A 24,285-nucleotide genomic window follows, 5' to 3' on the forward strand; every position below is an offset into this window, starting at 1 on the left:
TCGTCACAGAGCCGGGCGAAGACCAAAGTGCGCAAGAATCCGGGCACTACCACCGCAGGAGGGGCATTCCTGACTCGTGTACGCGGGATTCACCGGTGTTACCGTGATTCCCGTGGCGGATTCGAGTCGTCTGAGCTTGCGTCGGACGGCACCACGACCGGCGCGGGTGACGAGCCGGTTCATGTGTTTCGAGAGTCCGCCATGTCTGAAGTCAAGATCCTCAACGACGAGTTCTCTGACCTGATCGTCGGCGATCAGGTTCAATACTCGGTTGACCTCATTGGTCACATAGTCGCGGATGCGCTTGTTGAACCGTCGATACCGTTTCGATTGTTTGTAGCGAACGTTGGATCGGGCTAGATCACGGATCAGGGCGAGCAGTTCGTCATCGCGCTGTTTCAGCCATGCGAACAGGCGCAATCCGTAGAGTCGTCCCGTACTGGTGGCGAACAGGCTTTGCATGCCCCAGTCCAAGCCGATGGTGTCACCGGTCTGCCGCACGGGCGGTTTGTCCTGCGTGGTCATGAGACGCGCCGTGAGCGTACCGTCCTCATTGACCCGTAGCTGCAAGTGGTTGGCGAGTGTTTCGGGATCGTCGGGATGCAGATGCGGTTCGAGGTCGGCGTGAATGATCAGCGGCGCGTGTATCGGCTTGTTCCTTGTCAATGTGGAGATGCGCGCCCAATGATAGTATTCGCCGCCGTTCGACGGCTGGATGGATGCGATCTTCCCGTCCATGCTCATGGTCCGGCAGTGCATCGGGTTCGGGAACGGGATGCGTTTGCGGATGTGCTTCATGATTCGTCGCGCCATCCTGTGCGCCTCGTCGTCGCCGGTCTCCCACCAAGCGTGGCGAAGATTGATTCGATACAACGCTTGCTTCATGTCGGCTGTCAGACTGGAGTGGGATACGATGCGGCGGAAATCGGCCTCGCGCAGACTCATCCACGAGTCGAGCATCGCCTTCGCCTGCCGTGTCACGGAATCCCATTGCCGTTGGGACAAACCATCGTCCCATGTTTTAGCATCCACCCAGCGAGGCATTTTCTCACCGGAAAGAAGCGCATGCTCCAGCACGTTCAACGTTCGTCGCAGCCCTCGTCGCCAGACCGGCATCAGACGCTTCAGCTGATCGATCTTCCCCGCGTTCGCCGGGAATCCGACCTCGTACGCCCGGTAAATCTTATCGTCTTTACGCGCCATGGGAGTCACCCGGCTCGTCCTCGGTGAGCATGTTCACCATCTTGACAGCTTTTTTTGATCGACGCTGACCATAGAGGCGGGCGCTGAACGAATAGATGATCGCGATCAGATCCTGTACGAGATCCGTTCGATCATCCGATGCTTCGTTTATGACGATAATCCGTCGTCCCTGCGCTTCAATGAATAATGAGAACCAGTTGAATCCGAATCGGGTCAGCCGATCCTTGTGCTCGACTATCAGCGTCCCCCAATCCTCACGCTTCAACAATGCGGATAGACGACGGCGCTTGTCGTTCACCCCGGAACCAACCTCGGCCACGGAAACGACAATACGATACCCGTTCGCAATCGCCCAATCCTCAACCCGCTTCCGCTGTGCTACGAGCTGGGTTTTCCGTTTTGACGGGTCGGATACGCGAGCATATACGGCAGCATCACGCAACGGCGCACCCTCCGACTCGTCGGGCACGATGATCGTCCCGACCTCATCCTTGTACGCGCCGGGAATCCGCCCCAACCGAAAACGCTCCCACGCGGCACGATACTGAATACCATGCAACCGCGCATACTCAGATAACTTCATAACTCCATGATACCATAGACAACTAGAAAAAACTAGAAGAACAGAAACTAATTATGAGACCCCGACAATCGGCTCATTTGATGGGGGAGGAAGCAGGGGGTCTTGTTGTTGAACAGCGGTTGGCTGGAACAGCGGCTCTTGAGTGAAGTCGTCGAGCGTTGCCGACATGGATACCAGATACGGCGTAGCATGCCGAATGCTGTCAATGACTGTCTCATTGTTGGCGATAAACGTCAGATCGTCAACGATTTGATAATCGGAAGGATCGATTGCCAAATGGTCCATCAGCTCTTTTACGGTCAGTTCGCCGGTGTTGAACAAGGTGATGAATGAACCACTGACCGCATCTCGCAGGCCTTCGGGAAGGGTGAAGGTGCGGACATAGTAAGAGTCTTTGACGACTTGTGCGAACTCTGTTTTATACAGGCCGTCGGGCATCTTCTGTTTGCCACGGTTGAATGTGTCGAGCGCGGCGGATGCAACGGAACCGCTGAACGATCCGTTTTCGTGTATATAGATGGCATAATGACGCAATAGCGAGATGGTCTTGTACACGCTGTCTTTGGAGACATAGTAAGTGATGACGTGACGTGGCGAGCCGTCATCTCCATGGTCGAATCGTGCGCCGACTATGGAGCGGTTAACTGGAATGTCAGGCGCCTGGCGTAGCAGTCTGGTCATACGGTTGCTCTTGGCGACGATGTCGCGGTAATGGGCTTCGATAAGCATCTTGTCGCCGGTCGGTGAATCCTGGGGCCATGAGTCGATGAGTTTTGATAGTTCATCTGCAAGAGTGATGAGCTTGCGGGCATCGATGTGCGCTCCTGTAGGTATACGCGCGGGACCGCCGGAGGCTGTTCCGGCGCGTCCCTCGAATGGTTTGCGCAGTTCCAATAATGCGTTCACGGTCCGTCACTCCTCTGCCGCGAGTCTTCGAGCGGTGGTGCTTTTCGCTACGCCGCTCAGTGCTTCGATTTCCTTCAGCGTGAATCCCTCCGCGCGAAGCATTGCGGGGTCATTGGGCTCCTTGCCGAGTGCGGAGGTGTAGAACCGTCGCAAGTAGTCCGTGCCGCTGCCGGGTGCGCTGAAGGCAAGGCTTGTGCGGATAAGGTTCTTCATATCTCCGGGGTAGGGGAGTTGCGGCATGAGGGAGAGGATTTTCGAGAACAGTCGTTTGTTCGGAACCGCATGCGGGAGTTTGCCTACATAATGCTGCATGAGCGTCTCCGCGACGGCTTTGAGATCGTCTTGCGTGTACCGGTTGAAGTTGACGGCGGCGTCGAAGCGGCGGCGAAGTGCGGGGTCGAAGGCGTCATAGAGGTTCGTGGTGGCGATCATCGTCACGTCGCGGTGTAGCTCGTCTAATCCCCTGAGCATGGCCGATGTGGCGCGTCCCATTTCGCGTACGTCATGGGAATTCACCCGATCCAAGGCGAGGGTGTCGATTTCGTCGAACAGAACAATGACCTTGTCTGGATGAGCGAGTTCGTTGATCTGTTGGAACAAGGTGTCGATGTTCTTGGCCGTCTGTCCGAGACGGCTGTCGACAAGCATGCTGGTCTCCACGACATAGAGTTCCCGGGAAAGGATGCGTGCCATCTGTTTGGCTGATTCGGTCTTACCGGTGCCGGGTGCGCCTTGGAACAGGAACCGGTTGACGCCGAGGGCGTTGCCGACCGCGTTGATGATGCCGCGGAGGTCATCGCGTATCGCATCCGGTAGAGGAAGCGGGTCGTCATCCAACGTGGCCACGCGTACCGCATCCGGAACCGTATTTGCGAACCTTTGCGATTGAGGATGGACCGCATTGGCATTTGCAATCAATGCGGTCACATACCGTCCTAATTCAATGTCGCCGCAAGCGAGGAATTCCTCGGCGATTTGCCGAGACTGCTGGATGAATCCGGCCTCATTGCGGTCCATATGGTAGCGAATCAGATTCACCACATCGTTCTTCTTCACCGCGCATCATCCTCCTTTGCTCTGCGGTATGCCGACTTGACTGCGTGGTTGCCGTATGTTGCGACGGATTCGTCAAGAATCGGCATCAGTGAATACCGTTTGTCCTCTTCGGGATTACGAATAATGGCATTGAGAAGGGAGACAACGAGTTGAGGGCTCTGCGTTTGCTCGATAAGCTCATCGTATATTTCACTGAGCCATGACAATTCATCGGCCGTGCATTGTTCGTCGACGAATCTTATGGTGTTTTCTACGTTATCGGTGCAGGCATTGATCATATCTTGCCATGCCTTTTCGACCATGATGTAATCTTCGTCACAGATGTTGCGACGCTGTTCGATGGCCTGCCGAATGTTCATTAGCGTTTCCCTTTCGGTCGTGGCTGGTCCTCAGCCGGGAAAATGGTCTGAATCTGACCGTTGCGTGTCCGCCGCTTTTCATTCTCTGGATTCGCCCGGTACGAGGATTGCGGGTGAAAGTTCCCTCAATGCTATGGATCAGTGCCTGGTGGTGAACTCGCTTGCTACCGCCGGATGTGTAATAGATTCCCGATTCACCGGTTCCCATGGCTGCGCTCCTTCATGCGTCGGGTCCAAGAGGTATAGGTGTGGAATTCCGCAGCATCCCAGTATCGGCCGAACACTTCGGCCGGCATCGGCCCGTTGACGATCACTCGCGCGGGTTCGAGTTCACTCATCATTGCTTCAAGTCCGAGTGCGAAGACAGTCTTCTCCTTACGTGATGAAATGCAGCCAACCGTACTGATGGCAACCATGGAATGCCGAGCCACACCCAGGAAGCAGAAGTCGAACGTGCCTTCGTCTCCCCAACGGATGTTCGTGACGACTGGCAATCCGCTGCGTTGCAGGTAATGGCCGATGATTCGACTGCGATACACGTTGCCTTGCAGCACCGGTTTCGGCGCTCCCCAGTACAACGAGAAATCGGGGGGAGATGACTCCGTCGAACTCTCGCAGCTTGGGAATGTACCGGTCGGGATTTGCGGCCAAGGCGCGGAAACGGGTGTCGTCCTCGTAGAAATGGATGAAAGCACGTTTGTCCGCGACTCTGTTGCGCTTGCTGAACGGGACGAGATCCTTGGGCATGGGAACCGTGTCCGGCAACGGTTCGATGCACGGGTACCCGCGGTCGAGTGTCGCCCCCTCGAGCAGCCATGGCGCGAAGCCGTCGTCCGCGATGTTGGCGATTATCGGCACTCGGCCCCCTTGATGGTTCGGTGTGGTTTTCGAGCAATTCGGTTGCTTTCCGAGCGGAGGGTGCCATGATGGTGTGTTGCGGTCGAGCACCATCGTGGCTCCTCCAGCGGGTGTGCGGGAATGTGCAAGATTCCCGCACACCATCTCTCTTCACTTATCCCCGATAGGAAGCTCCTCCCCTCGGGTATATCCCCAATTATACATTGTGGGAACAAGAGTACATTTTTGGTCACAAGAAAAGAAAAAGAATCATTGAACAAACGTTCGAATAATGCGGAATCGCAGGTATGCGTCGGCGTGTCGCGGTTATGGGCGCAGGACTTTACCAGCAGGATAGTCTCCCTTATACTCCTTGATTCCCTTATGGGAATACCCATTGGGAAAGAAGGACGCCAGATTGACGTCTTTTCGGCACTATACCTTTTAGGGTATAATCCAAGGTATGTGGACCGTTGAGCTCGAACCAATCAAGGACCGGCTGAACACTTTGGACCGAGAGTCAAAGGTGCAGGTTCTTGCGGCTGGGAGTGTACTCGAGGAATTCGGCCCCAACCTGAAACGGCCGCTGGTTGGGAAAATTGAGGGCTCCCGTATCATCCGATCGACGAAGGAGCTTCGCCCAGGGTCTACGGGTACGAGCGAAATACGCATCCTGTTCGTGTTCGACCCCAAGCGGAAGGCAATCATGCTTGTCGGCGGAGACAGACAGCGCAAATGGAACAAGTGGTACGACAAGGCCATACCGGAGGCCGAAGCGAGATATGTGCATTGGCTGGAGGATCATTATGGAAAGGAGTCGTCATGAGCTACACGCCTGAACAGTTCGCCGCCGACAGCGGCATCAGCCGCGAGGAGATCGACAGGGCGAAGGAGCGGCTGCTCGAGGAGATGCGTCTCTACGAACTCAAGGAGGCCCGCAAGGCGCAGGATGTCACTCAGAAAGAGCTTGCCGAACGCATGGGCGTCAGTCAGAAGCGCGTCAGCGTCCTCGAATCCGGGGACGTGGACAGGACTGAGATTCGCACGCTGCGCCGCTATCTCCAGGCGATCGGCGGCAGTCTCCAAGTCAACGCGCTGATGCCTGACGGCAGGACGCTCCAACTCGTATAACTGCAGCATTTTCTCGGGCGCGCCTCGCTCGTCCGCTTTCGGCCGCCCCATATGCAATCTCCTCGCCACGTACATTCATGCCCACGTATATGATGTCGATGATCGTCGCCGTGCTCACCATGATGCAACTCGGCGTGCTCTGCGGCGTCCTTGGTCTCGGCCTCGGCATGAGCGCCGGCCTGTTCCTTCCGTACGAACTGCTACCCCGGATTCTGACGTGACTGGGTCTATGGCTGGACACCGCAGCGCTACATCGGCGACGGAGTGCGCGCGGTGCTCTACAGTGGCGACGGCTGGTGGAACGCCGCATCCGAACCGCTGATGGTCGTGGCGTGCGTCGGATTGGTGGCGTTCATCGTCGCCGGACTGCTGCCGCTCGGCAAGCGCCGCCGCGACTGATGCGAGCGCTCCCTGTTCGTGGCGTACCGGGTGCCGGTTACTCGTTGACTATCGTCCTTCATCCACGAACTCGAGGATGTCGCCCGGCTGGCAGTCCAGCACCTTGCAGATCTGGTCGAGCGTGGAGAACCGAATCGCCTTGGCGCGGCCGTTCTTCAGAATCGATACGTTTGCCGGCGTGATATTGATGCGGTCGGCCAGCTCGCCCACGCCCATCTTGCGCTTGGCCAGCATCACGTCGAGATTGATGCGGATCGCCATTCAGATCACCGCCTCAAGCTCGCTGCGCTGTGCGATGGCGGCGCTGAGCAGCGACCGCATCACCAGCATGAGCAGGATGAACGCGGCGATGAGCAGTAGCGCCACAAGACATGCCAGACCGACCGCCGGCATGGTGATCGAGGCGTTGAAGCAGTCGCCGCTGGTCGGGTCGCAGTACTGGAAGTCGGCGAACAGGCCGAACAGCAGCACGAACAGCACGAGCGCCCCTTCGGCCGCCGCGCAGATGATGATCGCATTCGTCCACCGCACCGCCTTGCCGGAGAACACGTCGCGGCGCTTGACCAGATCCAGAAGCCTCCATAGGGGGATCAACGCCACTTCGAAGCACGCGACCCCCAGAATTCCGGCGATGGTGTACGGCCAGCGGGCCGGCGCGGTCTCGGGATACAGCGCGACCACTTCGCCGGCCATCACATAGATGACGTACTGCCCCCACAGACATATCAGCTCGAAGAGCACGATGAACCCCTTGAGCACCGCGATTGCCGTGGGGTGGTACTCCTGCCACATCGCGGTGTCTTCGGCGGTGTTCTCGACGTCGCCGCCCGGGACTGCAGGACCCCCTGTCCGTGACCCGGTTGGATGGTCTGAATTGTTGGGATGGTTGGGATGACTCAGCGCGCCCATGATGACCGCCCTTTCCTGATGGCGTTTGTGTTGCCGTGTTTCTTGGCTGTGCCCGTGCCGCCGTGCGTGTGTTGCCGTGCTTTTCCTGCCGAACCGACCTCCGTGGATTCGATTGTATTTCAATACTATTATATCGAAATTCGATATGTCAAGCAGGGTTTGAGCAGTTCGGCCGGAATCATGAAAGGTCCTCGATGATGGCGCGGACCTGATGCGCGGGCGTGGCGTGGCGGGCTTTTGCCGTGGCCTGTCTCGCCGGATCACTCCCAGACGTCAAGCTTGCGGCGCTTGAAGTAGTATTCACGGTCCTGTTCGCCGATGGGGCGTACCACCTGGCAGGGCGCGCCGTAGGCGACCGAGTCCGCGGGGATGTCGTGGGTGACGACCGAGCCGGCGCCGATCACGGTGTTGTCGCCGATGGTGGCGCCCGGCAGGATGGTCACATTTGCGCCGACCCATACGTTGCGCCCGATGACGACGGGAATCGCATATACATAATGGTGTTCGCGCAGGATGGGCAGCACCGGGTGGCCGGCGGTGGCGATGACCACGTTCGGGCCGAACATGCACCAGTCGCCGATGGTGATGTCGGCGTCGTCCACGCAGGTGAAATTCACGTTGCAGTAGACGCCCTTGCCCATGTGCACATGATGGAATCCCCAGTTGGCGTGTGCCGGGGTCTCCACGTGGCAGCCCTCGCCGATTTCGGCGAACATCGCCTTGAGCAGCCGTTGCTTGCCGGCCTGGTCGGTGGGATGGGTCTGGTTGAACTCCCAGAGCTTCTCCTGATACTCGAGCTGACCGCCCATGATGCTGGGGTCGTCATAGTGGTAGGGGAGCTGTTCGCTGCGGCGTGCTGCATTGTCCATGATTCTTCTTTTCAGGCGAGGTTTGCGGTTTGTGATGTGCCGCCTATTGTAATCGCGGATGAGGGGGCGGGATCTGTCGCACTGCCGAATCGTACTGACGTAGCGGCATCGGGTTGATGTGATTACGGCAGAGGTTGACGCATCTGCCATGAACCTCATATCATTGTCTTGAATTGAGACTATCGCAAGGAGTGCGTATGGCGGAGGATGCAGGATCGGCTTCATTCGACAGAGGGAAGCACGCCGACGGCAGTGCCGTGCAGGAGCAGACGAAGACATCGATCGTCGATCGGCTGGATCGGTTCTTCGACGAGCTGCATCGGATCGACGTGGCGTTCGCCGATTACTGCCGACGCCTTGGTCTAGCGGACAGCACGATGAGCGTGCTCGACTATCTCAACGACCACGACGGCGCCTCGCAGCGCCAGATCTGCGATTACACGATGCTGCCTCGCCAGACCGTCAACAACGTCATCTCCTCGTTCGTGGAGCAGGGATATGTTCGTTTCGGCGAGTCGGCGGGGGATCGGCGCGTCAAAACGGTATGGTTCACCGAGTCGGGCCGCCGGTACTGCAATGCGCTGATCGCGCCGGAGCGCGGCGCCGAATACCGCGCGATGAGCGAGCTCGACCCCGACCTGCGAGACACGATGATTCGAGGCATGGAGATCTTCGGCCGGGAATTCCGTCGGCAGCTGCGTGCCGTCAAGCTATGACTGCCAAGTCGCAACTGTCAAGCCGCGACACCACCGGCGATTGACATACGCCGGGCACCGACAACGCACTCGTTCCCCGGTCGGCCGCCTGCAGTGGTATCCAGATTTGACATTTGTCCCTAAGTGGGACAATATGGAGACTGCGTGTGGAAGCGCAGAGGTTTTCACGCACCGTACATGCGCTGCGGGGCCGAAGGCCGCAGGCAGCGAGCAACCGAACGAAAGACGCAGATATAACGCAGATATAAGGAGTGAATACGCCATGCGGCTGGTCGTCCGTTTCATGAAACCGTATTGGGGGCTGTTCGCGGTGACGGTCGTCCTGCTGTTCTTCGACGTGATCGGTGCGCTGGTCATCCCCACCTTCGTGGCCGAACTGCTCAACGAAAGCGCATCGCACGCGTCCCTCGACGCGATGGTCGTCACCTGCGTGAAAATGGGCGTCGCCGCGCTCGTCTCCGGCGGCTCGGCCATCGCCGGCGGCTGGTGCTGCTCGCAGCTGACCAGCCGCATCGGCAAGGACATGCGCATGGCCCTCTACCGCAAGTCGCTCGACCTGTCCATCTACGACTTTCGCAACTTCGGCACCGCGTCGATCACCACACGCACCATCAACGACATCGTCAACATCCAACTGGCCATGACCAACCTGATGGGCATGCTGCTGCCGGTGCCGTTCATCTTCGCCGTAGCGCTGATCCTCTCCTTCCGGCTTGACGTGGGCATGAGTCTGTGGCTTCTCGCCGTCGTCGCCATCGTATGCGTGATCGCGTTCCTCATCATGCGATCGGCCGCACCCCTGTTCCGCCGTCTGCAGAAGCTCCTGGACCGGATCGGCGCCGTGCTGCTCGAAAACCTCACCGGCGTGCGCGTCATCCGCGCCTTCGGCAAGGAACGGCACGAACAGGCGCGCATGGATTCCACCTTCACCGACTACGCCGCCACATCCATCAGAGCCAACCGTCTGTTCGCCAACCTCGACGGACTGTCCTACTTCGGAATGAACGTGTTCATCGTCATCGTGTATTTCCTCGCAGGGCAGCGCATCGACGCCGGAGGATTCCGCATCGGCGACATCACCGCCATCGTCGAGTATTCGATCATGGTGCTGTTCTATCTGATGATGGGGCAGATGGTGATTCTCACCCTGCCGCGCGCCCTCGAATGCTGCGAACGTGTGCGTGCCGTGCTCGACCACAGTCCGCAGATCAGCGATCCAGACCCAGCCAAGGCGATCGACATGAGCGGTCGCGAGCCGCTTGCCGACGGCGAAGTGCTCGCCTTCCACGACGTGACCTTCCGCTTCGCCGACGCGCAGGAGGACGCGCTCACCCACGTCAGCTTCTCCTGCAAGGCCGGCCAGACGACCGCGATCATCGGCGGCACCGGCTCAGGCAAATCCACCATCGCGATGCTCGCCCTGCGCTTGCACGACGCGACATGGGGAAGCATCACGCTCGACGGGGTGGATGTGCGCGAGATGACCCAGCACGACCTGCGTTCGCGCATCGCCTACGTACAGCAGCAGGCATGGCTGTTCTCCGGATCGATCGCCGACAACCTGCGCTATGGCGACCGCAACGCCGACCAGAGCGAACTCGACCATGCGATCGACATCGCACAGGCGCACGAATTCGTCGATTCGCTGCCCGACGGACTCGACTCGCGCGTGGCACAGGGCGGCACCAACTTCTCCGGCGGCCAGAAGCAGCGGCTATCCATCGCCCGCGCGCTGGTCGGCGAACCGCAGCTGATCATCTTCGACGACTCGTTCTCGGCACTCGACTTCAAAACCGACGCGGCACTGCGGCGCGCGCTCGCCGCCGAAACCAGCCGTCGCGCCGTGCTCATCATCGCCCAGCGCGTGAGCACCATCCAGCATGCCGATCAGATCATCGTCCTGTCGGACGGCGAGGTCGCCGGCATCGGACGGCATGACGAACTGATGGCCGACTGCGAGGTCTACCGGCAGATCGTCGAATCACAGACCAAGGAACCGGCGCACAACGGACCGGCTCGCAGCGCGCCGGCGCGTTCCGCAGCCCAGCAGGGAACACAGGCAACGCGGGGAACACAGGGAAAGGAGGCCTGACATGAGCGCAGAGCATGGGAACAACACCATGGAACCGACCGACATCATCGACGAGACGACGCCGGCGACAAACGCGGCTACAAACGCATCAACGAACGCGTCCCTGGGCGACGACCTCGAGCTCGAGGCCCCCAAAGACGCTGCAGCAACAGCGAAACGCCTGTTTTCCCAACTCAAATCGCAACGCATGCGACTCACGGTCGTCGCCGTGTCGATTCTGCTGTTCACGTTCTTCCATATCACCGCACCCATGTACAGCGCGGTGGTGGTGGACGCCATCTGGAACGCCGTGCAGAACGCATGGGAAACCGGCGAACCATACACCATCGACTGGGGCGGCGGAGGCACGGGGTGGCCGATACTGATCCTCGCGCTCCTCTACCTCGGCGAGGCATCGTTCTACTATCTCCAGTCATATCTGATGGCCTCGGTCGCGGAGAATCTGAATCTCACGCTGCGCAAGCAGATCAGCGACAAGCTCCACCGACTGCCGCTGAGCTACTTCGACCGCAACAAACCCGGCGAGGTGCTGAGCAAGGTGACCAACGACCTCGATCGCATCAGCGAGGTCATGCAGACCGGACTGCTGCGGCTGATCACCGCGATCACCACGGTGACCGGCTCGCTGGTGATCATGGTGTATTACTCATGGCTGCTGACGGTCATCTTCCTCGCGTTCATGGCGTTCAGCCTGTGGATCACCAAGCTCGTGGCGCGCAGGAACCTCGAAACGGCATCCCTGCGCCAGGAGACGATAGGCGAGCTGACCGGACTCGCGGAGGAGTACTACAAGGGCCGCAACATCATCAAGGCGTACAACCGCGAGGCGGACAGCATCGAGGCAATGGAGGCCGCCGCCGAACGCACCCGCCGCGCCGCGCAGACCGCCGACTTCATCACCCTGTCCGTCAACCCGCTGATCCGCATGATCTCCCGCTTCTCGCAGATGATCGTGATGTTCATCGCCGGATCGATGGTCATCGGCGGGCGTATGAGCGTCGGCGTGGCGCAGGCGTTCTTCCAGTACGTGGTGCAGGTGTCCGAACCGATGACCGAGGCGAGCTACATGATCAACTCGCTGCAATCCGCGCTCGCATCCGCCGAACGCACATTCGAGATGCTCGACGAGACCGAGGAACGCCCCGATCCGCCGCAATCGAAGGCGGCGCATGTCGCCGAACCCGTGCGTGGCCGCATCGAATTCAGCCATGTGCGGTTCGGCTACGAGCCTGCCCGGCCGCTGATGCGCGATGTGAGCTTCGTGGCCAAGCCTGGTCGCAAGATCGCCATCGTCGGCTCGACCGGTGCCGGCAAGACCACGCTCATCAATCTGCTCATGCGCTTCTACGAGATCGATGCGGGCCGCATCACTCTGGACGGCGTCAACACCGCCGCCATGACGCGCGGCGATCTGCGACGCGAATTCGGCATGGTGCTCCAGGACACATGGCTGTTCGGCGGCACCGTGGCGGAGAACCTCGCCTACGGTCGGCCTGACGCCACTCGCGAGCAGATCGTCGCCGCGGCCAAGGCGGCGCGGGCGGACTACTTCATCCGCACGCTGCCGCAGGGCTACGACACCGTGCTCGACAACGAGGCCGGCAACCTGTCGGTCGGGCAACGACAGCTGCTCACCATCGCGCGCGTGTTTCTGGCGGACCCGCCGATTCTGATTCTGGACGAGGCGACCAGCTCGGTGGACACGCGCACCGAGGCGGAGATCGGCAAGGCGATGTCGCGGCTCATGGCCGGACGCACCTCGTTCGTGATCGCGCATCGCCTCTCGACGATCCGCGATGCCGACCTGATCCTCTACATGGAGCACGGCGACATCCTCGAATCCGGCAGTCATGAGGAGCTACTGGCGCGCGGCGGCAGGTATGCGGCCCTCTACAACAGCCAGTTCGCGTAAACGCGCCTCGCCGCGTTCACTGCTCAAGCAACGGCAGATACTTCGCGTATCCCTGCGCGGCCATATCGGCCTTGGGCACGAAGCGCAGCGCGGCCGAGTTCATGCAGTAACGCAGTCCGCCACGCTCCTTGGGACCGTCCTCGAAGACGTGCCCGAGGTGGATCTGCGACTTCGCGGTGCGGATCTCGGTGCGGATGCGCTTGGGATTGCGCTCGTCGAGATGCTCGGTGAGCGAGGATGCGTCGATCGGCTTGGAGAACGCCGGCCATCCGCAGCCCGCCTCGAACTTGTCGGTCGAGAGGAACAACGGCTCGCCGCTGACGACATCCACGTAGATGCCCGGCTCGAACGTCTGGTCGTATTCGTTCTCGTACGGCGGTTCGGTGGCATCGAGCTGAGTCACCGCATACTGCTGCGCGTTGAGGCTCCAGATGCGGTCGATGAGCTTCTGACGCTCGCGCACGTGCATGATCTTGTCGATCGCGATATGGCAGTGTCCGCCGGGGTTCTTGTCGAGATAGTCCTGATGGTAGTCCTCGGCGGGGTAGAAGTTGCGCAGCGGCTCGACCTCGGTGGCGGGTCTGCGTCCCTGACGGAACTCGAGCTGTTCGAGCACGCGGTCGTATACGGCCTTCTGCGTGTCGTCGGTGTAGTACATGCCGGAACGGTACTGGCGTCCCTCATCGGTGCCCTGTCGATTGATCGAGAACGGGTCGATGGCGTCGATGTACAGTCTGGTCAGCGTCAGCAGCAGCACCGCGTCGGGGTCGAATTCGACGCGTACCGTCTCCGCGGCGTCGGTCAGATCGTCGCAGACCTGCTGATAGGTGGGGTTTTCGATGGTGGACTGCGCGTAGCCGACCGTGGTGGCCGTCACGCCGTCGATTGATTTGAGATAGCGCTCCAACCCCCAGAAGCAGCCTCCCGCATAGTAAGCGATCATGCGAGCGAGAATATGCGCAATGCCGCCGCGGCGCAAATCCGCGCCCGCATGGCGAAATGCGCGCGGTTCGCATCGACGATGCCCGCCACTGTTTGGATGCCGCTGGGATGCCGCTGGGATACCGCTGGCTGGGATACCGCTGAGATACCGCTGCAATACTGCCAAAGCGCGGCTGGAATCATGCTGGAACACCGCCATAGTGCGGCTGGTATGCCGCTGGGAGTGCACCAAGTCAGTTTTTCGGTTAGACTGATGTGGTCCATCTTCATCAGGAAGTACGGCGAAAGGAATTTGCATGGCCGACGTGTTCGACAGCTGCGCACGCAAGATGCGCGAGCACGGCATGAGTGACGTCTCGATCGCACAGTTCAGGCGGCTATATGACGTCTGGCGCAACGAGGAGGCGAGCAGCTGGATCAGGGAGCGGGACGTGGAGCCGCTGATCGGCGTGCCGAGCTTCCATGACGTATACAAGACGATCGACCACGACAAGGCGGTGAACGCCTTCGCCAAGACGGCGTTCCTCAAGCTCAACGGAGGCCTGGGCACCTCGATGGGACTCGCCTGTGCCAAGTCGCTGCTGCCGGTTCGCCGCCACAAGGCCAAGCAGATGCGCTTCCTCGACATCATCGTCGGCCAGGTGCTCACGGCGAGGACCCGGCTTGACGTCCCGCTGCCGCTGACGTTCATGAACTCGTTCCGCACGTCGAACGACACGATGCGCGTGCTCAAGCACAACCGCAAGTTCAGGCAGGACGACATCCCGATGGAGATCATCCAGCATTCGGAACCCAAGATCGTAGCCGAGACCGGCGAGCCGGTCGAGTTTGCCGCGAACCCCGATCTGGAATGGTGCCCGCCGGGCCACGGTGACCTGTATTCGACGATCTGGGAGTCCGGACTGCTCGACGTGCTCGAGGAGCATGGCTTCTCGTACCTGTTCATCTCGAATTCGGACAACCTCGGCGCACGCCCTTCGCGCACGCTGGCACAGTACTTCGAGAACACGGGCGCGCCGTTCATGGTCGAGGTGGCCACGCGCACCGAGGCGGACCGCAAGGGCGGGCACATCGTGCGCGACCGGAACACGGGCCGTCTGCTGCTGCGCGAGATGAGCCAGGTGCATCCCGACGACAAGGCCGACGCCCAGAACATCGGCAAGCATCCGTATTTCAACACGAACAGCATCTGGGTGCGCATCGACGCGCTCAAGGCGCTGCTGGCCGCTCATGACGGCGTGCTGCCGCTGCCGGTGATCCGCAACCACAAGACCGTCGATCCCACCGATCCGGATTCGACGCCTGTGATCCAGCTGGAGACGGCAATGGGCGCGGCGATCGGCCTGTTCGACGGCGCGATCTGCGTGCAGGTCGACCGCATGCGGTTCCTTCCCGTCAAGACCACCAATGATCTGTTTATCATGCGGTCGGATCGTTTCCATCTTACGGACAGCTACGAGATGGAGGATGGCAACTACATCTTCCCGAACGTCGATCTCGACCCGCGCTACTACAAGAACATCGACGACTTCAACGAGCGCTTCCCCTACTCGGTGCCTTCGCTGGCCGCCGCCAGCTCGGTGACGATCAAGGGCGACTGGACGTTCGGGCAGAACGTGATCATGTTCTCCGATGCCAGGCTTGAGGACGACGGCGAGCCGAGCTACGTCTCGAACGGCAAGTTCGTCGGGCCGCTCGGCATCGAGGCGGACGACTGGGTCTGACGTGCGTGTCTGAGGTTCTCGTGTGTCGGGCTGACGGGCTGACGGGCTGACGGGCTGCCAGTCTAATGGGCTGACGGGCGTGGATGAAGCCGAAGCCCGGCACACGAATCGTAAGCGGCCAGATATCGGGGAGATTCGGCCAGATATCGGCCAGATATCGCGAGCGATGGGTCGGAAAAACACGCGCGGAACATGAGAAACGCGACAAAAAACACATTTTTTCGCGAAATGAACGCACTTTTGCGCGAAGTGCATCTAATATGGATGGAAGTACGGTGCAACAGGCCGTGCCTACAACGAAACGTTAACGATACGTGAGGACTAATGGCAGAGGGAACCAACGGAAGGCGGCGTTTTTCCGACAAGTGGGGCAAGCACGAGCTTGACGTGCTCGCGGTCCTGTCATCTGCCTTCCCGCAATGGCTGACCTCGCGTCAAATCGCCCAGCGGGTCAAGGCGTACGCGGATTCGTACGGGGAGCTTGCCGATCAGGCCGCGAAGGCGGCGTTCGCCAAGCAGTTCCAGCGTGATCGCGCCAAGCTGGCCGCCATGGGCATTGCGATCGAGTCACGGCAGCCGGAGTATTCATCCAAATCCGAAGGCCAGGATTTCGCATCCTATCGTCTTCAGCTCGGTGACGAACCACGCATCCGTCTGCATTTCGAGCAGGAGGACCTGCCGGTGCTGGCGGCCGCGAACTATCTTGCCCGTTCGATCTCCGTCTCCTCGGCATCGTCCCAGCATGTGCAGCAGCATTCGTCTCGCACGACGCCCCGCGTGCCGCAGACGCCCACGCCGGGTCTCGGTCTGGACTCCATCGCGCCGGGGCTCGGCACGCAGACCATTCCCGAGACGTTGGTCAAGGTCATCGATTCGCGCCGTTTCGCCGCCACGGTGGACGTGGACGGGGAGCACATCAACGTCGCCTACACCGATTCGGATGATCTTGCGATGTATGTGCTTGAGCATCCCGGCGCAAGCATCGTCAGCCCGCAGGAGGCGGTCGACGCCTTCCACCGCCGTCTGGTCGCGGCCACCGCACTGACGTTGGCCGATGAATCCGCGACCGGCGACAATGCGCAGAACACCGAGCAGGCCGCGGCGAACGTTTCCGCCCTTTCGTCGGCTTCCCGTGAGGACGACGACGAGGATGCCAAATCGCATCAGAAGAAGAACTCGGCGTTCCAGACCGGCAGCGAGGTGGATCGCCGTCTTCGGCTGATGCTGTTCCTGTCGGCGCATCTCGGCGAGGAGTATTCGCTCGCGGAACTGGCGGAGCGTTTCATCGGCCACGCAAGAACCGATGACGAGCTGCGCAAGTTCGTCGCCGTCATCCACAAGGACATCAACACGCTCACCACCGTTTCCGATGACGGCGAGATGGCAGGCAGCCAGTTCTTCGACATCGACTGGTCCCTGTTGGATGCCGAGGGCATCGTCTCCGCCACGAATTCGCTCGGTTTGGAGCGTCTGGCCGGCATCTCGCCGCAATATCTGAGCATGCTAACCGCATCGGTGAGCTATCTGGCGCGTTCCCCGCTGCTGCCGGAGGATCAGCGCGAGCAGGCGCAGAACCTGTATGAGCGTCTGCACTCCCACGTCATGCCGGGGGAGACCCCGTGGCTGAGCCTGACCGGCTATGAGCTCGAACCTCGCAGCTACGGCGTGGTGCGGCGCGCGATCAACACCGGACGGCTGCTCGATATGGAATACACCGACGGCGCCGGCCGCACGCATCGCAAACTGGTCGCCCCGGCGAAGATCTTCGTGGACGAGGGCGTGTATTATGCCGCCGTCTGGACCGACGTGGCCGATGCCGCCCCCGAGGAGCTCAAGTCGATCGCCATGCGCGACACGCGCGTCAACAAGGCGAACGGCAAGCCGCGCACCTGGCAGGTGCTGCGACTGGCACGCATCGAGCATGCCGAGCTTGTCGAGCCCACGCACAAGGTGGACATCCCCGATACGCCGATCAGCGAACTGCGCAAATGGAGCTTCGACAACGGCACGGCGGCCTCGTTCGTGACCGACGAGCCCGACCTCAAGTTCCCCCAGACGCTGCCCGGTGCAAGCGTGAAACGGGTGGGAGCCGGCGAGATCGTGAATCTGACCGTGTCCTCGGATTCATGGTTCGTCGCCTTCTGCATCGCGCACGCCCGTCATATCAAGGCGGTTTCCCCCGAGACGCTGCGTACCATGATCGTGGCTCGTGCGAAGCGTGAGCTGAGCGTGGGGCAGCACGATACGGGCGACGGCAACGAGTAGACGACGAGTGGCCCGCTCATGGGCCGCGAATCTCAAGCTCGGATACCTATGCAACCGCATGGGCCGCATAGGTATCGCTTAAGGAATTGACGCGACGACGGTTAATCGAGAGGAGCCGACATGCCTTGGTGGATCTGGCTGCTGCTGGTGCTGTTCATGCTTGGCATGATCATCGCGGGCGTGATGTATGTGATCGTGCATGCGCTGCGCGGCATGCGCGCCATCTCGGGCACGGTGTCGCGTGCCGGCGACGCGATCGAGGCCATGGGCAGACCGGATGATCGGCAATCGGCGCAATTCCGCCCGATCTTCACCGAGCCGCTGAACATGGCCGCCGAACGGTACGCCGACGCTCACGCCGATGTCATCCGTCGCCGCAACCGCAAACGTGACCGGCATGTGCGCATCTGGGCGGATTGGTCGAAATTCAACCGCAGCTGAACCTCCAATCCGCGATCAACGGATCATCGGACAGTCAGGTCATCAGCAGCACGGTCGAAAGCAACGGAAGGACGATTTCCATGGCACATCAGCATGGCCGTTCAACGGGACGCGGTTCGGCATCGGATTCGCCGGCGGCCCGCTATCAGGCCTTCCGCAAATCCCAGCAGCAAGCGAAAAGCATGGCCGCACGCTTCGCGTCCACGCTTCCGTTCGACTTGGACGACTTCCAACGGGAGGCGATCGACGGCCTTGAGGCGGGCCGCAACGTACTGGTGGCCGCCCCGACCGGAGCGGGAAAGACCGTCGTGGCCGATTTCGCGATGTTCCTGGCTCGTGAACGCAACGTCAAGGCGTTCTATACGACGCCGATCAAGGCGCTGAGCAACCAGAAGTACCACGATCTCGTCGCGGTCTACGGACCGGATCGGGTCGGACTGCTCACCGGCGACACGTCGATCAACTCCGAGGCGGATCTGGTCGTCATGACCACCGAGGTCCTGCGCAACATGCTCTACGAGCATTCGGCCACGCTGACCGCGCTCGGATACGTGATCCTCGACGAGGTGCACTATCTCGCCGACCGGTTCCGCGGACCGGTGTGGGAGGAGGTCATCATCCATCTGCCCGACAGCGTCAACATCGTCGGTCTTTCGGCCACGGTGTCGAACGTCGAGGACTTCTCCCAGTGGATCGCGTCGGTGCGCGGCGAGACCACGCTTGTGGTCTCGGAGACGCGGCCGGTTCCTTTGGAACAGCATGTGATGGTCCAGGCCGACGAACGCACCGAACCGGAGCTCATCGACCTGTACCGCCACGATGACGAGGGCCGGCAGACCGACAAACTCAACATGCGACTGGTGAGCCGGCTTGAGGAGCTTGACCGCAAGGCGGAGCGAAACCGCGCGAATTCGCATGATGCACGCGGGGGAGCAGGTCGTGGGCAAGGACGCGACCGAGGTGGCGCCCGTGCCCGCGATCGGGCGCGTCTCGGCGGGCGTTCCGGTCGAGGCCAGGATCGGATGCAGCGATACTTTCCTCGCCGGTGGGCCGTGGTCGACGAACTCAACTATCTCGACATGCTGCCGGGCATCTACTTCATCTTCTCGCGCAACGGCTGTGATCAGGCGGTCGAACAGTGTCTCAACGCCGGCCTGGAGCTCACCGATGACGATGAGGCGCGGCGCATCCGCAGCATCGTCGATGAGATGGTCGACGGGCAGCTGTCGGACGACGATCTCAAGGCGCTGCGATTCGCACGGTTCCGTTTTGCGCTTGAGGAGGGATTCGCGCCGCATCACGCCGGCATGATCGCCCTCTTTAGGCAGATCGTCGAACGACTCTTTGAGGAGGGCCTCGTCAAGATGGTGTTCGCCACCGAGACGCTCGCCCTTGGCATCAACATGCCGGCGCGCTGTGTGGTGGTGGAGAAGCTGGAGAAGTTCGACGGCACCGGTCATGTGCAGCTGACGCCGGGGGAGTTCACCCAGCTGACCGGACGTGCCGGGCGACGTGGCATCGACGTGATCGGGCATGCGATCGTGGTCGATCACGCGGGGTTCATTCCCGCGACAGCCGCGGCGCTGTCGAGTCGCCGTGTCTATCCGCTGCATTCCAGCTTCCGCCCAACGTTCAACATGGCGGTCAATCTGCTCAATTCCAGCGATTATACGACTGCGCGAACCACGCTTGACCATTCGTTCGCGCAGTGGGAGGCGAACGAGTCGTCAGGCCGTCTTGAAGCGCAGATGCACACGTTGGAGCAGGCGGTCGAAGGGTACGAGCGCGCCTTCGTATGCGATCACGGCGATTTCAAGGAATTCATGACGCTGCGCATGCAGCTGACCGATCTGGAGAAGGCCGAACGCAACCGGCTCAAGCACACGGTGTTCCGCTCCGATGCCGCCAGATCCGCCGCGTTTCGCGATCTCGACCGCCGTATCGGCGACATGCGCCTTGCCGAGCAGAACCATCCGTGCCGTTCGTGCCCGGACCTGCAGCGTCACCTCAAATGGGGGCATCGCTGGGTGCGTGAGATGCGCGAACTGGAGCGCACGCGTGAACGCTACGATTCGCGTACCGGTTCGGTGGCACGCCAGTTCGACCATATCTGCGCGATTCTCGCCGAACTCGGCTATCTGACGCATGACGACGGCCGCGATTCCTATCGGCTGACCGAACGCGGGCAGCTGCTGCGTCGCCTGTACAGCGAGCAGGATCTGGTGCTTGCCCAGGCCATCTGCTCCGGTGCGCTGACGCTGCTGCCGCCGGCGTGTCTCGCCTCGGTGCTCTCGTCGCTGGTCTATGAGGCCAGGAGGGGAGCCAGGGGAGAGCCTCGCTACTATCCGGGCGGGCGGCTCGGGCCCGTCGCCCACGCGGCGGAGGAGCTTGCGCGCATCCATGACGAGGTGTCGTCGCTGTGCGCGGATTACGGCATGGATGATCTACCGCAGCTGGATTTCGGCATCGTCGATGTGATGTACGAGTGGGCGGACGGCGGCGATCTTGCCGACGTGCTGCGCAACACCGAGCTGACCGGCGGCGACTTCGTGCGCAACGCGAAGCGGCTTGCCGACGTGCTCCAGCAGATCGCCGTTGCTGCGCCCATGCTGGGTGAGGATGGCGCGGCGCTTGCGCAGAGCGCCGGTGGGGCCCACGATCTCGTCAATCGCGGCATCGTCGCGTATTCGGGTGTGGACGGCTGATCACGCGCCGGTGCCGGCTCACTGCCGATGTACGCGATCGTGGATATATCGTGGAATAATCGTGTCGTCCGAACTGTTTTGTAGCTTAGTGAAGGTTGACTTGCAAGGAGGAAACGGAATATGGCGGAACGCAGCCTTCGTGGTATGAGCATCGGCGCAAAGTCGCTGGAATCCGACGACAACGTCGATTTTGCGGCGCGCACCGAAGTCGCGTATGTGTGCCCCAATGGGCATCGCACCATTCTTCCGTTCGCTGAGGGCGCTGAGATCCCGGACGAATGGGAATGCCGTTGCGGCTCCACCGCACATCGCGAGGGAGACGAGGATTCGGCGGCCGATGAGATCGCCAAGCCGGCGCGCACGCACTGGGATATGCTCCTCGAACGCCGCTCCGAGGACGAGCTCAAGGCGTTGTTGGAGAAGCGTCTGAAGATGCATCGCGAAGGATGGATTCCCGACTACGAGTGATGCCGCCGGTGTGACCGCACCGGCTGGTTCGGTTGCGCCGGGTTGGTTGCGCCGGTTCGGCATATCGGTCAGACAGACCGGGCATAATGGCAATTGCTATGCACCGTAATTCTGCATCGCGATAGAACCGATGCAGGATTCGGCACGATGGCAACCATGAATCAGATCGCCACGCAATGGCTACCACGGATATAGGGGAGGGAACGACATGACCACGCAACCAAGAAAAGTAGTGCTGCTTGACCTCGACGGCACGCTCACCCAGTCGCATTTCGGCATCATCGCCTGTGCGACCAAGGCGTTCGAGGAACTTGGGCTGCACGTTCCCGACGATGCCGAGATGCACCGGTTCATCGGGCCGGCGATCATCGAATCGTTCAAGCGCAACCATATGCCCGACGACATGCTGGATCGCGGCGTGGCGATCTACCGCAAGTACTATTCGGATGAGGCCGTGTTCGACGATCCGAACGACCCCGGTCACCTCGTTCCCGGTCGTCTGTTCAACCGTCTGTTCGACGGCATTCCCGAACAGCTGCGCAAGCTGCGCGCCGACGGATACTATCTGGCCGTGGCCACCTGCAAGCCCGAATATCAGGCGGTGCCGATCTGCGATCATTTCCACGTGTCCGAACTGGTCGACGGCATCTACGGTGCGAGTCGCGACAACAGCCGTCTCGACAAGGATCAGGTGATTCGCTACGCGTTCGATCGCATCGGATTCGATGAGAAGGCCGGTGACCGTGCGCTGATGGTCGGCGACCGCTGGACCGACGTGGACGGCGCGATCGCCTGCGGGCTGGACTGTCTGGGATGCCGCTGGGGCTACGCCGAGGCCGGCGAGCTGGAACAGCACGGCGCCTATCGCATCATCGACCATGTCGATGAGCTTGCAGTCGCCGTCGAAGAATATTTCGCCTGATTGGTGTGCCGGCTTCGTATTGTCATAGTGCTTGCAACTCGTTTCAGTGCAAGCACTATTAGATCAAAGATAATGTACGTTATGTCAGATTAGTGTGAGGTCGGCGAGTTTCACTGGGCGAATTATCCACACGACTCTTTCGGACCCGACTCTTGCGCAACGGCAATGACCGTCATCCAATCAACGCCGTTCCGCAGCGCGGCGCCCCGCCTTCTCCAGCACTTCGTCGCGCTGCGTGAACATCGCACGCCGCGCCTGCGCATACATGACCGCAAGCTCGGCGAAGACGAGCACGATCACGACGGCCACGGCAACGATCATATGCCGCTCATAGAAGTCGTGCATCGCATCGCTGATGTCATGCTCGACCATGATGTATACGATGAACGGGAAACCCGCGAACAGCACGGACACGACCTGCGCCACGACGACGTTCCAACTGACCGGACTGACCTTCGGATGCCGTTCGGAGCTCAGAAAACGACCGCGATGCACGCAGATGCCGCATACGGAAAGGCTCCAGAGCACACTGAACAGCCACAACGCCAGAGGAATCAGATCATTCACAGGCAGGTTCTCCTTGTTGCCGCATTCGCTGCGCGTGTAGCATTCGTGCATACGGCGCGCGCAGCGAACTCATCATAACCAGCACGGAACAGCACACAATAAACGCACAATATAATCAGCACAGCACCCTACGCGGCATCATCCGTGCCGGAACGCTGCGCATGACGCTGCCGCAGCGCCCGACGCAGTCGCATGGCGGTGATGTCGTCGATCGGCCGACCGGCATGGCCGGACGCGCGAACGTCTTCATCGGTGACATCCACGTGCTCCTCATGGTCGAGCGCCTCGCGGACCTGATGCCACAACGATCCCACGGAAACGGCGAACAACGCCCTGCCCGTGCCAAGCAGATCGAGCATCTGTTCGCTGGTCGTGCACTCGTGCACCTCCTGCCCGTCACACATGATGGTGACGTGCTCCAATTGCTCGGGACCACGTCGAGCAAGAAACCCTATGGCGGCGGTGACGTTCTGCAGATTGACGCCTGCATCCAACAGGCGTTTGGAAACGGCCAGTATCACGACGTCCTTGAACGAATACAGTCGACGTGAGCCGGACCCGTGCGACGGCGTGATCGACGGCTCCACGATCTGCTTGCGGGCCCAATAGTCCAGCTGCCGATACGTGATGCCCGCGACTTTCGACGCGACCGTGCCACGGTATCCGCGACGCTCCGTGCCACCATCCGACGAGTCGAATAATTCGCCCTGTACGGCCGATGCCGCGTCAGTGACCATGGCCGCTCTCCCCCATCTGCCAATCCATATGCAAATCTTCGCTGCTCGGCGGCAGTCAACCATGATCCGCGCCGCCGAGCAGCGTGCATCATCAGGAAACGATCGCCGACTTCGTGAAGAACACCAGCCGGAACTTGCCGATCATGATTTCGTCGCCGTTCTTCAACTGCATGTGATCGACACGCTGACGATTGACATACGTGCCGTTGAGGCTCCCGGCGTCATAGACGGTGAACACGCCGTTGTGCCTGCGGAAGACAGCATGCGAACGGGACACCGTGAAGTCGTCGAGCAGAATATCGGCTCGAGGGTCGCGTCCGACCGTGATCTCGTCCTCGTCGAGCAGATATCGCGAACCGGAGACGGCACCGCGCGTGGAGATCAGCAGAGCCGTTCCGGGCGACAGCCTCGCGATCGTCTCAAGATCCTCCTGCGTGAGCGGACGGTCTCCCGTGGACGTGATCGGAATGGTAATGGCGGGCAGACCGATGACGGTCGTTTCGCCTGCGCTTGGAATAGGTTCAGTCATAGTTCATCATTCT

The 24,285-nt window shown here is 60.8% G+C and carries 26 protein-coding genes and 3 pseudogenes; 14 read left to right on the plus strand and 15 right to left on the minus strand.

What is annotated here, in order from left to right:
• Positions 1-3: 3 nt before the first annotated feature.
• From EHS19_RS01185 to EHS19_RS11680, 7 genes and pseudogenes are all read right to left on the minus strand, one after another.
• Complete coding sequence (locus tag EHS19_RS01185; RefSeq protein ID WP_175578229.1) at positions 4-981, minus strand: transposase; 978 nt, start codon at positions 979-981, stop codon at positions 4-6.
• Between the two features lie 211 nt (positions 982-1,192).
• On the minus strand, positions 1,193-1,786 hold the full coding sequence (locus EHS19_RS01190) for an IS607 family transposase (protein WP_151915968.1): 594 nt from the start codon (positions 1,784-1,786) through the stop codon (positions 1,193-1,195).
• A gap of 51 nt (positions 1,787-1,837) precedes the next feature.
• On the minus strand, positions 1,838-2,692 hold the full coding sequence (locus EHS19_RS01195; RefSeq protein ID WP_151915969.1) for a hypothetical protein: 855 nt from the start codon (positions 2,690-2,692) through the stop codon (positions 1,838-1,840).
• 6 nt (positions 2,693-2,698) lie between these two features.
• Positions 2,699-3,709 carry an ATP-binding protein gene (locus EHS19_RS01200; protein ID WP_241677006.1) on the minus strand — a complete coding sequence of 337 codons (1,011 nt, stop codon included), beginning with the start codon at positions 3,707-3,709 and terminating at the stop codon, positions 2,699-2,701.
• Positions 3,710-3,744: 35 nt separating this feature from the next.
• Positions 3,745-4,107 carry a hypothetical protein gene (locus tag EHS19_RS01205; protein WP_151915971.1) on the minus strand — a complete coding sequence of 121 codons (363 nt, stop codon included), beginning with the start codon at positions 4,105-4,107 and terminating at the stop codon, positions 3,745-3,747.
• Between the two features lie 194 nt (positions 4,108-4,301).
• Entirely contained in the window at positions 4,302-4,802 is a 501-nt protein-coding gene (locus EHS19_RS01210) for a DUF4417 domain-containing protein (RefSeq protein WP_277752776.1), read from the minus strand.
• A pseudogene (locus tag EHS19_RS11680) lies at positions 4,702-5,109 on the minus strand (hypothetical protein); the annotation flags it as partial. The pseudogene EHS19_RS11680 and the gene EHS19_RS01210, both read right to left, overlap by 101 nt.
• A gap of 298 nt (positions 5,110-5,407) precedes the next feature.
• Here EHS19_RS11680 and EHS19_RS01215 point away from each other — a divergent pair.
• The 4 genes from EHS19_RS01215 to EHS19_RS11540 all read left to right on the plus strand — a co-directional run bounded on the left by EHS19_RS01215 (position 5,408) and on the right by EHS19_RS11540 (position 6,474).
• Entirely contained in the window at positions 5,408-5,770 is a 363-nt protein-coding gene (locus EHS19_RS01215; protein ID WP_151915973.1) for a type II toxin-antitoxin system RelE/ParE family toxin, read from the plus strand.
• Positions 5,767-6,075: a helix-turn-helix domain-containing protein gene (locus EHS19_RS01220; RefSeq protein ID WP_151915974.1), complete on the plus strand. Its 309-nt coding sequence runs from the start codon at positions 5,767-5,769 to the stop codon at positions 6,073-6,075. The genes EHS19_RS01215 and EHS19_RS01220 overlap by 4 nt, the downstream gene beginning before the upstream one ends.
• A gap of 77 nt (positions 6,076-6,152) precedes the next feature.
• On the plus strand, positions 6,153-6,296 hold the full coding sequence (locus EHS19_RS10630) for a hypothetical protein (protein WP_175578231.1): 144 nt from the start codon (positions 6,153-6,155) through the stop codon (positions 6,294-6,296).
• Positions 6,297-6,348: 52 nt separating this feature from the next.
• Positions 6,349-6,474 (plus strand): hypothetical protein, encoded by a 126-nt coding sequence (locus EHS19_RS11540; protein WP_277752777.1) that lies wholly within the window; start codon positions 6,349-6,351, stop codon positions 6,472-6,474.
• Between the two features lie 48 nt (positions 6,475-6,522).
• Here EHS19_RS11540 and EHS19_RS01225 read toward each other — a convergent pair whose 3' ends face one another.
• The 3 genes from EHS19_RS01225 to EHS19_RS01235 form a co-directional block, all read right to left on the minus strand.
• Complete coding sequence (locus EHS19_RS01225) at positions 6,523-6,735, minus strand: helix-turn-helix domain-containing protein (RefSeq protein WP_044090058.1); 213 nt, start codon at positions 6,733-6,735, stop codon at positions 6,523-6,525.
• Positions 6,736-7,383 (minus strand): DUF2975 domain-containing protein, encoded by a 648-nt coding sequence (locus EHS19_RS01230; protein WP_241677007.1) that lies wholly within the window; start codon positions 7,381-7,383, stop codon positions 6,736-6,738.
• Positions 7,384-7,643: 260 nt separating this feature from the next.
• Positions 7,644-8,252, minus strand: a complete 609-nt coding sequence (locus EHS19_RS01235; protein WP_151915975.1) for a sugar O-acetyltransferase — start codon at positions 8,250-8,252, stop codon at positions 7,644-7,646.
• Positions 8,253-8,449: 197 nt separating this feature from the next.
• Between EHS19_RS01235 and EHS19_RS01240 the strand changes: the two genes are divergently transcribed.
• The 3 genes from EHS19_RS01240 (at position 8,450) to EHS19_RS01250 (ending at position 12,972) form a co-directional block, all read left to right on the plus strand.
• Positions 8,450-8,968, plus strand: a complete 519-nt coding sequence (locus EHS19_RS01240) for a MarR family winged helix-turn-helix transcriptional regulator (protein WP_151915976.1) — start codon at positions 8,450-8,452, stop codon at positions 8,966-8,968.
• A gap of 262 nt (positions 8,969-9,230) precedes the next feature.
• A complete protein-coding gene (locus EHS19_RS01245; protein ID WP_151915977.1) occupies positions 9,231-11,060 on the plus strand; it encodes an ABC transporter ATP-binding protein in 1,830 nt (609 codons plus the stop codon).
• A gap of 1 nt (position 11,061) precedes the next feature.
• Complete coding sequence (locus EHS19_RS01250) at positions 11,062-12,972, plus strand: ABC transporter ATP-binding protein (protein WP_241677008.1); 1,911 nt, start codon at positions 11,062-11,064, stop codon at positions 12,970-12,972.
• A gap of 16 nt (positions 12,973-12,988) precedes the next feature.
• Here EHS19_RS01250 and msrA read toward each other — a convergent pair whose 3' ends face one another.
• Positions 12,989-13,915 carry a peptide-methionine (S)-S-oxide reductase MsrA gene (gene msrA / locus EHS19_RS01255; protein ID WP_151915978.1) on the minus strand — a complete coding sequence of 309 codons (927 nt, stop codon included), beginning with the start codon at positions 13,913-13,915 and terminating at the stop codon, positions 12,989-12,991.
• Positions 13,912-14,097, minus strand: coding sequence for a hypothetical protein (locus EHS19_RS10980; protein WP_151915979.1), 186 nt, complete (start codon positions 14,095-14,097; stop codon positions 13,912-13,914). Before EHS19_RS10980 ends, msrA begins: the two co-directional genes overlap by 4 nt.
• Before the next feature lie 113 nt (positions 14,098-14,210).
• Here EHS19_RS10980 and EHS19_RS01265 point away from each other — a divergent pair, with 113 nt between their 5' ends.
• The 7 genes and pseudogenes from EHS19_RS01265 to EHS19_RS01290 all read left to right on the plus strand — a co-directional run bounded on the left by EHS19_RS01265 (position 14,211) and on the right by EHS19_RS01290 (position 22,439).
• Positions 14,211-15,638, plus strand: a complete 1,428-nt coding sequence (locus EHS19_RS01265) for a UTP--glucose-1-phosphate uridylyltransferase (protein WP_151915980.1) — start codon at positions 14,211-14,213, stop codon at positions 15,636-15,638.
• A 324-nt stretch (positions 15,639-15,962) separates the two neighbouring features.
• Positions 15,963-16,700 (plus strand): annotated as a pseudogene (locus EHS19_RS11685) (helix-turn-helix transcriptional regulator); the annotation flags it as partial.
• Positions 16,701-16,799: 99 nt separating this feature from the next.
• Positions 16,800-17,903, plus strand: a pseudogene (locus EHS19_RS11690) (helix-turn-helix transcriptional regulator); the annotation flags it as partial.
• Between the two features lie 120 nt (positions 17,904-18,023).
• A complete protein-coding gene (locus EHS19_RS01275; RefSeq protein WP_151915982.1) occupies positions 18,024-18,344 on the plus strand; it encodes a hypothetical protein in 321 nt (106 codons plus the stop codon).
• Positions 18,345-18,424: 80 nt separating this feature from the next.
• On the plus strand, positions 18,425-21,049 hold the full coding sequence (locus tag EHS19_RS01280; RefSeq protein WP_151915983.1) for a DEAD/DEAH box helicase: 2,625 nt from the start codon (positions 18,425-18,427) through the stop codon (positions 21,047-21,049).
• A 120-nt stretch (positions 21,050-21,169) separates the two neighbouring features.
• Positions 21,170-21,517, plus strand: a complete 348-nt coding sequence (locus EHS19_RS01285; RefSeq protein ID WP_151915984.1) for an RNA polymerase-binding protein RbpA — start codon at positions 21,170-21,172, stop codon at positions 21,515-21,517.
• A 208-nt stretch (positions 21,518-21,725) separates the two neighbouring features.
• Complete coding sequence (locus EHS19_RS01290; protein ID WP_151915985.1) at positions 21,726-22,439, plus strand: HAD hydrolase-like protein; 714 nt, start codon at positions 21,726-21,728, stop codon at positions 22,437-22,439.
• Positions 22,440-22,619: 180 nt separating this feature from the next.
• Here the strand turns inward: EHS19_RS01290 and EHS19_RS01295 are convergent, their stop codons facing one another.
• The 3 genes from EHS19_RS01295 to EHS19_RS01305 all read right to left on the minus strand — a co-directional run bounded on the left by EHS19_RS01295 (position 22,620) and on the right by EHS19_RS01305 (position 24,272).
• Positions 22,620-23,006 (minus strand): C4-dicarboxylate ABC transporter, encoded by a 387-nt coding sequence (locus EHS19_RS01295; RefSeq protein WP_151915986.1) that lies wholly within the window; start codon positions 23,004-23,006, stop codon positions 22,620-22,622.
• A 128-nt stretch (positions 23,007-23,134) separates the two neighbouring features.
• Positions 23,135-23,743 (minus strand): MerR family transcriptional regulator, encoded by a 609-nt coding sequence (locus tag EHS19_RS01300; protein WP_175578232.1) that lies wholly within the window; start codon positions 23,741-23,743, stop codon positions 23,135-23,137.
• 91 nt (positions 23,744-23,834) lie between these two features.
• Complete coding sequence (locus EHS19_RS01305; RefSeq protein WP_151915988.1) at positions 23,835-24,272, minus strand: FHA domain-containing protein; 438 nt, start codon at positions 24,270-24,272, stop codon at positions 23,835-23,837.
• Positions 24,273-24,285 lie beyond the last annotated feature (13 nt).

The sequence above is a fragment of the Bifidobacterium jacchi genome (genome assembly GCF_009078285.1).
GTDB classification, from domain to species: Bacteria; Actinomycetota; Actinomycetes; order Actinomycetales; family Bifidobacteriaceae; genus Bifidobacterium; species Bifidobacterium jacchi.

What these genes read in the sequence shown, in the direction of transcription:
- EHS19_RS01190 (WP_151915968.1), bottom strand. Translation starts at nt 1,786, where the DNA reads ATGAAGTTATCTGAGTATGCGCGGTTGCATGGTATTCAGTATCGTGCC.
- EHS19_RS01200 (WP_241677006.1), bottom strand. Translation starts at nt 3,709, where the DNA reads ATGGACCGCAATGAGGCCGGATTCATCCAGCAGTCTCGGCAAATCGCC.
- EHS19_RS01205 (WP_151915971.1), bottom strand. Translation starts at nt 4,107, where the DNA reads ATGAACATTCGGCAGGCCATCGAACAGCGTCGCAACATCTGTGACGAA.
- EHS19_RS01215 (WP_151915973.1), top strand. Translation starts at nt 5,408, where the DNA reads ATGTGGACCGTTGAGCTCGAACCAATCAAGGACCGGCTGAACACTTTG.
- EHS19_RS01220 (WP_151915974.1), top strand. Translation starts at nt 5,767, where the DNA reads ATGAGCTACACGCCTGAACAGTTCGCCGCCGACAGCGGCATCAGCCGC.
- EHS19_RS10630 (WP_175578231.1), top strand. Translation starts at nt 6,153, where the DNA reads ATGCCCACGTATATGATGTCGATGATCGTCGCCGTGCTCACCATGATG.
- EHS19_RS01225 (WP_044090058.1), bottom strand. Translation starts at nt 6,735, where the DNA reads ATGGCGATCCGCATCAATCTCGACGTGATGCTGGCCAAGCGCAAGATG.
- EHS19_RS01230 (WP_241677007.1), bottom strand. Translation starts at nt 7,383, where the DNA reads ATGGGCGCGCTGAGTCATCCCAACCATCCCAACAATTCAGACCATCCA.
- EHS19_RS01235 (WP_151915975.1), bottom strand. Translation starts at nt 8,252, where the DNA reads ATGGACAATGCAGCACGCCGCAGCGAACAGCTCCCCTACCACTATGAC.
- EHS19_RS01240 (WP_151915976.1), top strand. Translation starts at nt 8,450, where the DNA reads ATGGCGGAGGATGCAGGATCGGCTTCATTCGACAGAGGGAAGCACGCC.
- EHS19_RS01245 (WP_151915977.1), top strand. Translation starts at nt 9,231, where the DNA reads ATGCGGCTGGTCGTCCGTTTCATGAAACCGTATTGGGGGCTGTTCGCG.
- EHS19_RS01250 (WP_241677008.1), top strand. Translation starts at nt 11,062, where the DNA reads ATGAGCGCAGAGCATGGGAACAACACCATGGAACCGACCGACATCATC.
- msrA (WP_151915978.1), bottom strand. Translation starts at nt 13,915, where the DNA reads ATGATCGCTTACTATGCGGGAGGCTGCTTCTGGGGGTTGGAGCGCTAT.
- EHS19_RS10980 (WP_151915979.1), bottom strand. Translation starts at nt 14,097, where the DNA reads ATGATTCCAGCCGCGCTTTGGCAGTATTGCAGCGGTATCTCAGCGGTA.
- EHS19_RS01265 (WP_151915980.1), top strand. Translation starts at nt 14,211, where the DNA reads ATGGCCGACGTGTTCGACAGCTGCGCACGCAAGATGCGCGAGCACGGC.
- EHS19_RS01275 (WP_151915982.1), top strand. Translation starts at nt 18,024, where the DNA reads ATGCCTTGGTGGATCTGGCTGCTGCTGGTGCTGTTCATGCTTGGCATG.
- EHS19_RS01280 (WP_151915983.1), top strand. Translation starts at nt 18,425, where the DNA reads ATGGCACATCAGCATGGCCGTTCAACGGGACGCGGTTCGGCATCGGAT.
- EHS19_RS01285 (WP_151915984.1), top strand. Translation starts at nt 21,170, where the DNA reads ATGGCGGAACGCAGCCTTCGTGGTATGAGCATCGGCGCAAAGTCGCTG.
- EHS19_RS01290 (WP_151915985.1), top strand. Translation starts at nt 21,726, where the DNA reads ATGACCACGCAACCAAGAAAAGTAGTGCTGCTTGACCTCGACGGCACG.
- EHS19_RS01300 (WP_175578232.1), bottom strand. Translation starts at nt 23,743, where the DNA reads ATGGTCACTGACGCGGCATCGGCCGTACAGGGCGAATTATTCGACTCG.
- EHS19_RS01305 (WP_151915988.1), bottom strand. Translation starts at nt 24,272, where the DNA reads ATGACTGAACCTATTCCAAGCGCAGGCGAAACGACCGTCATCGGTCTG.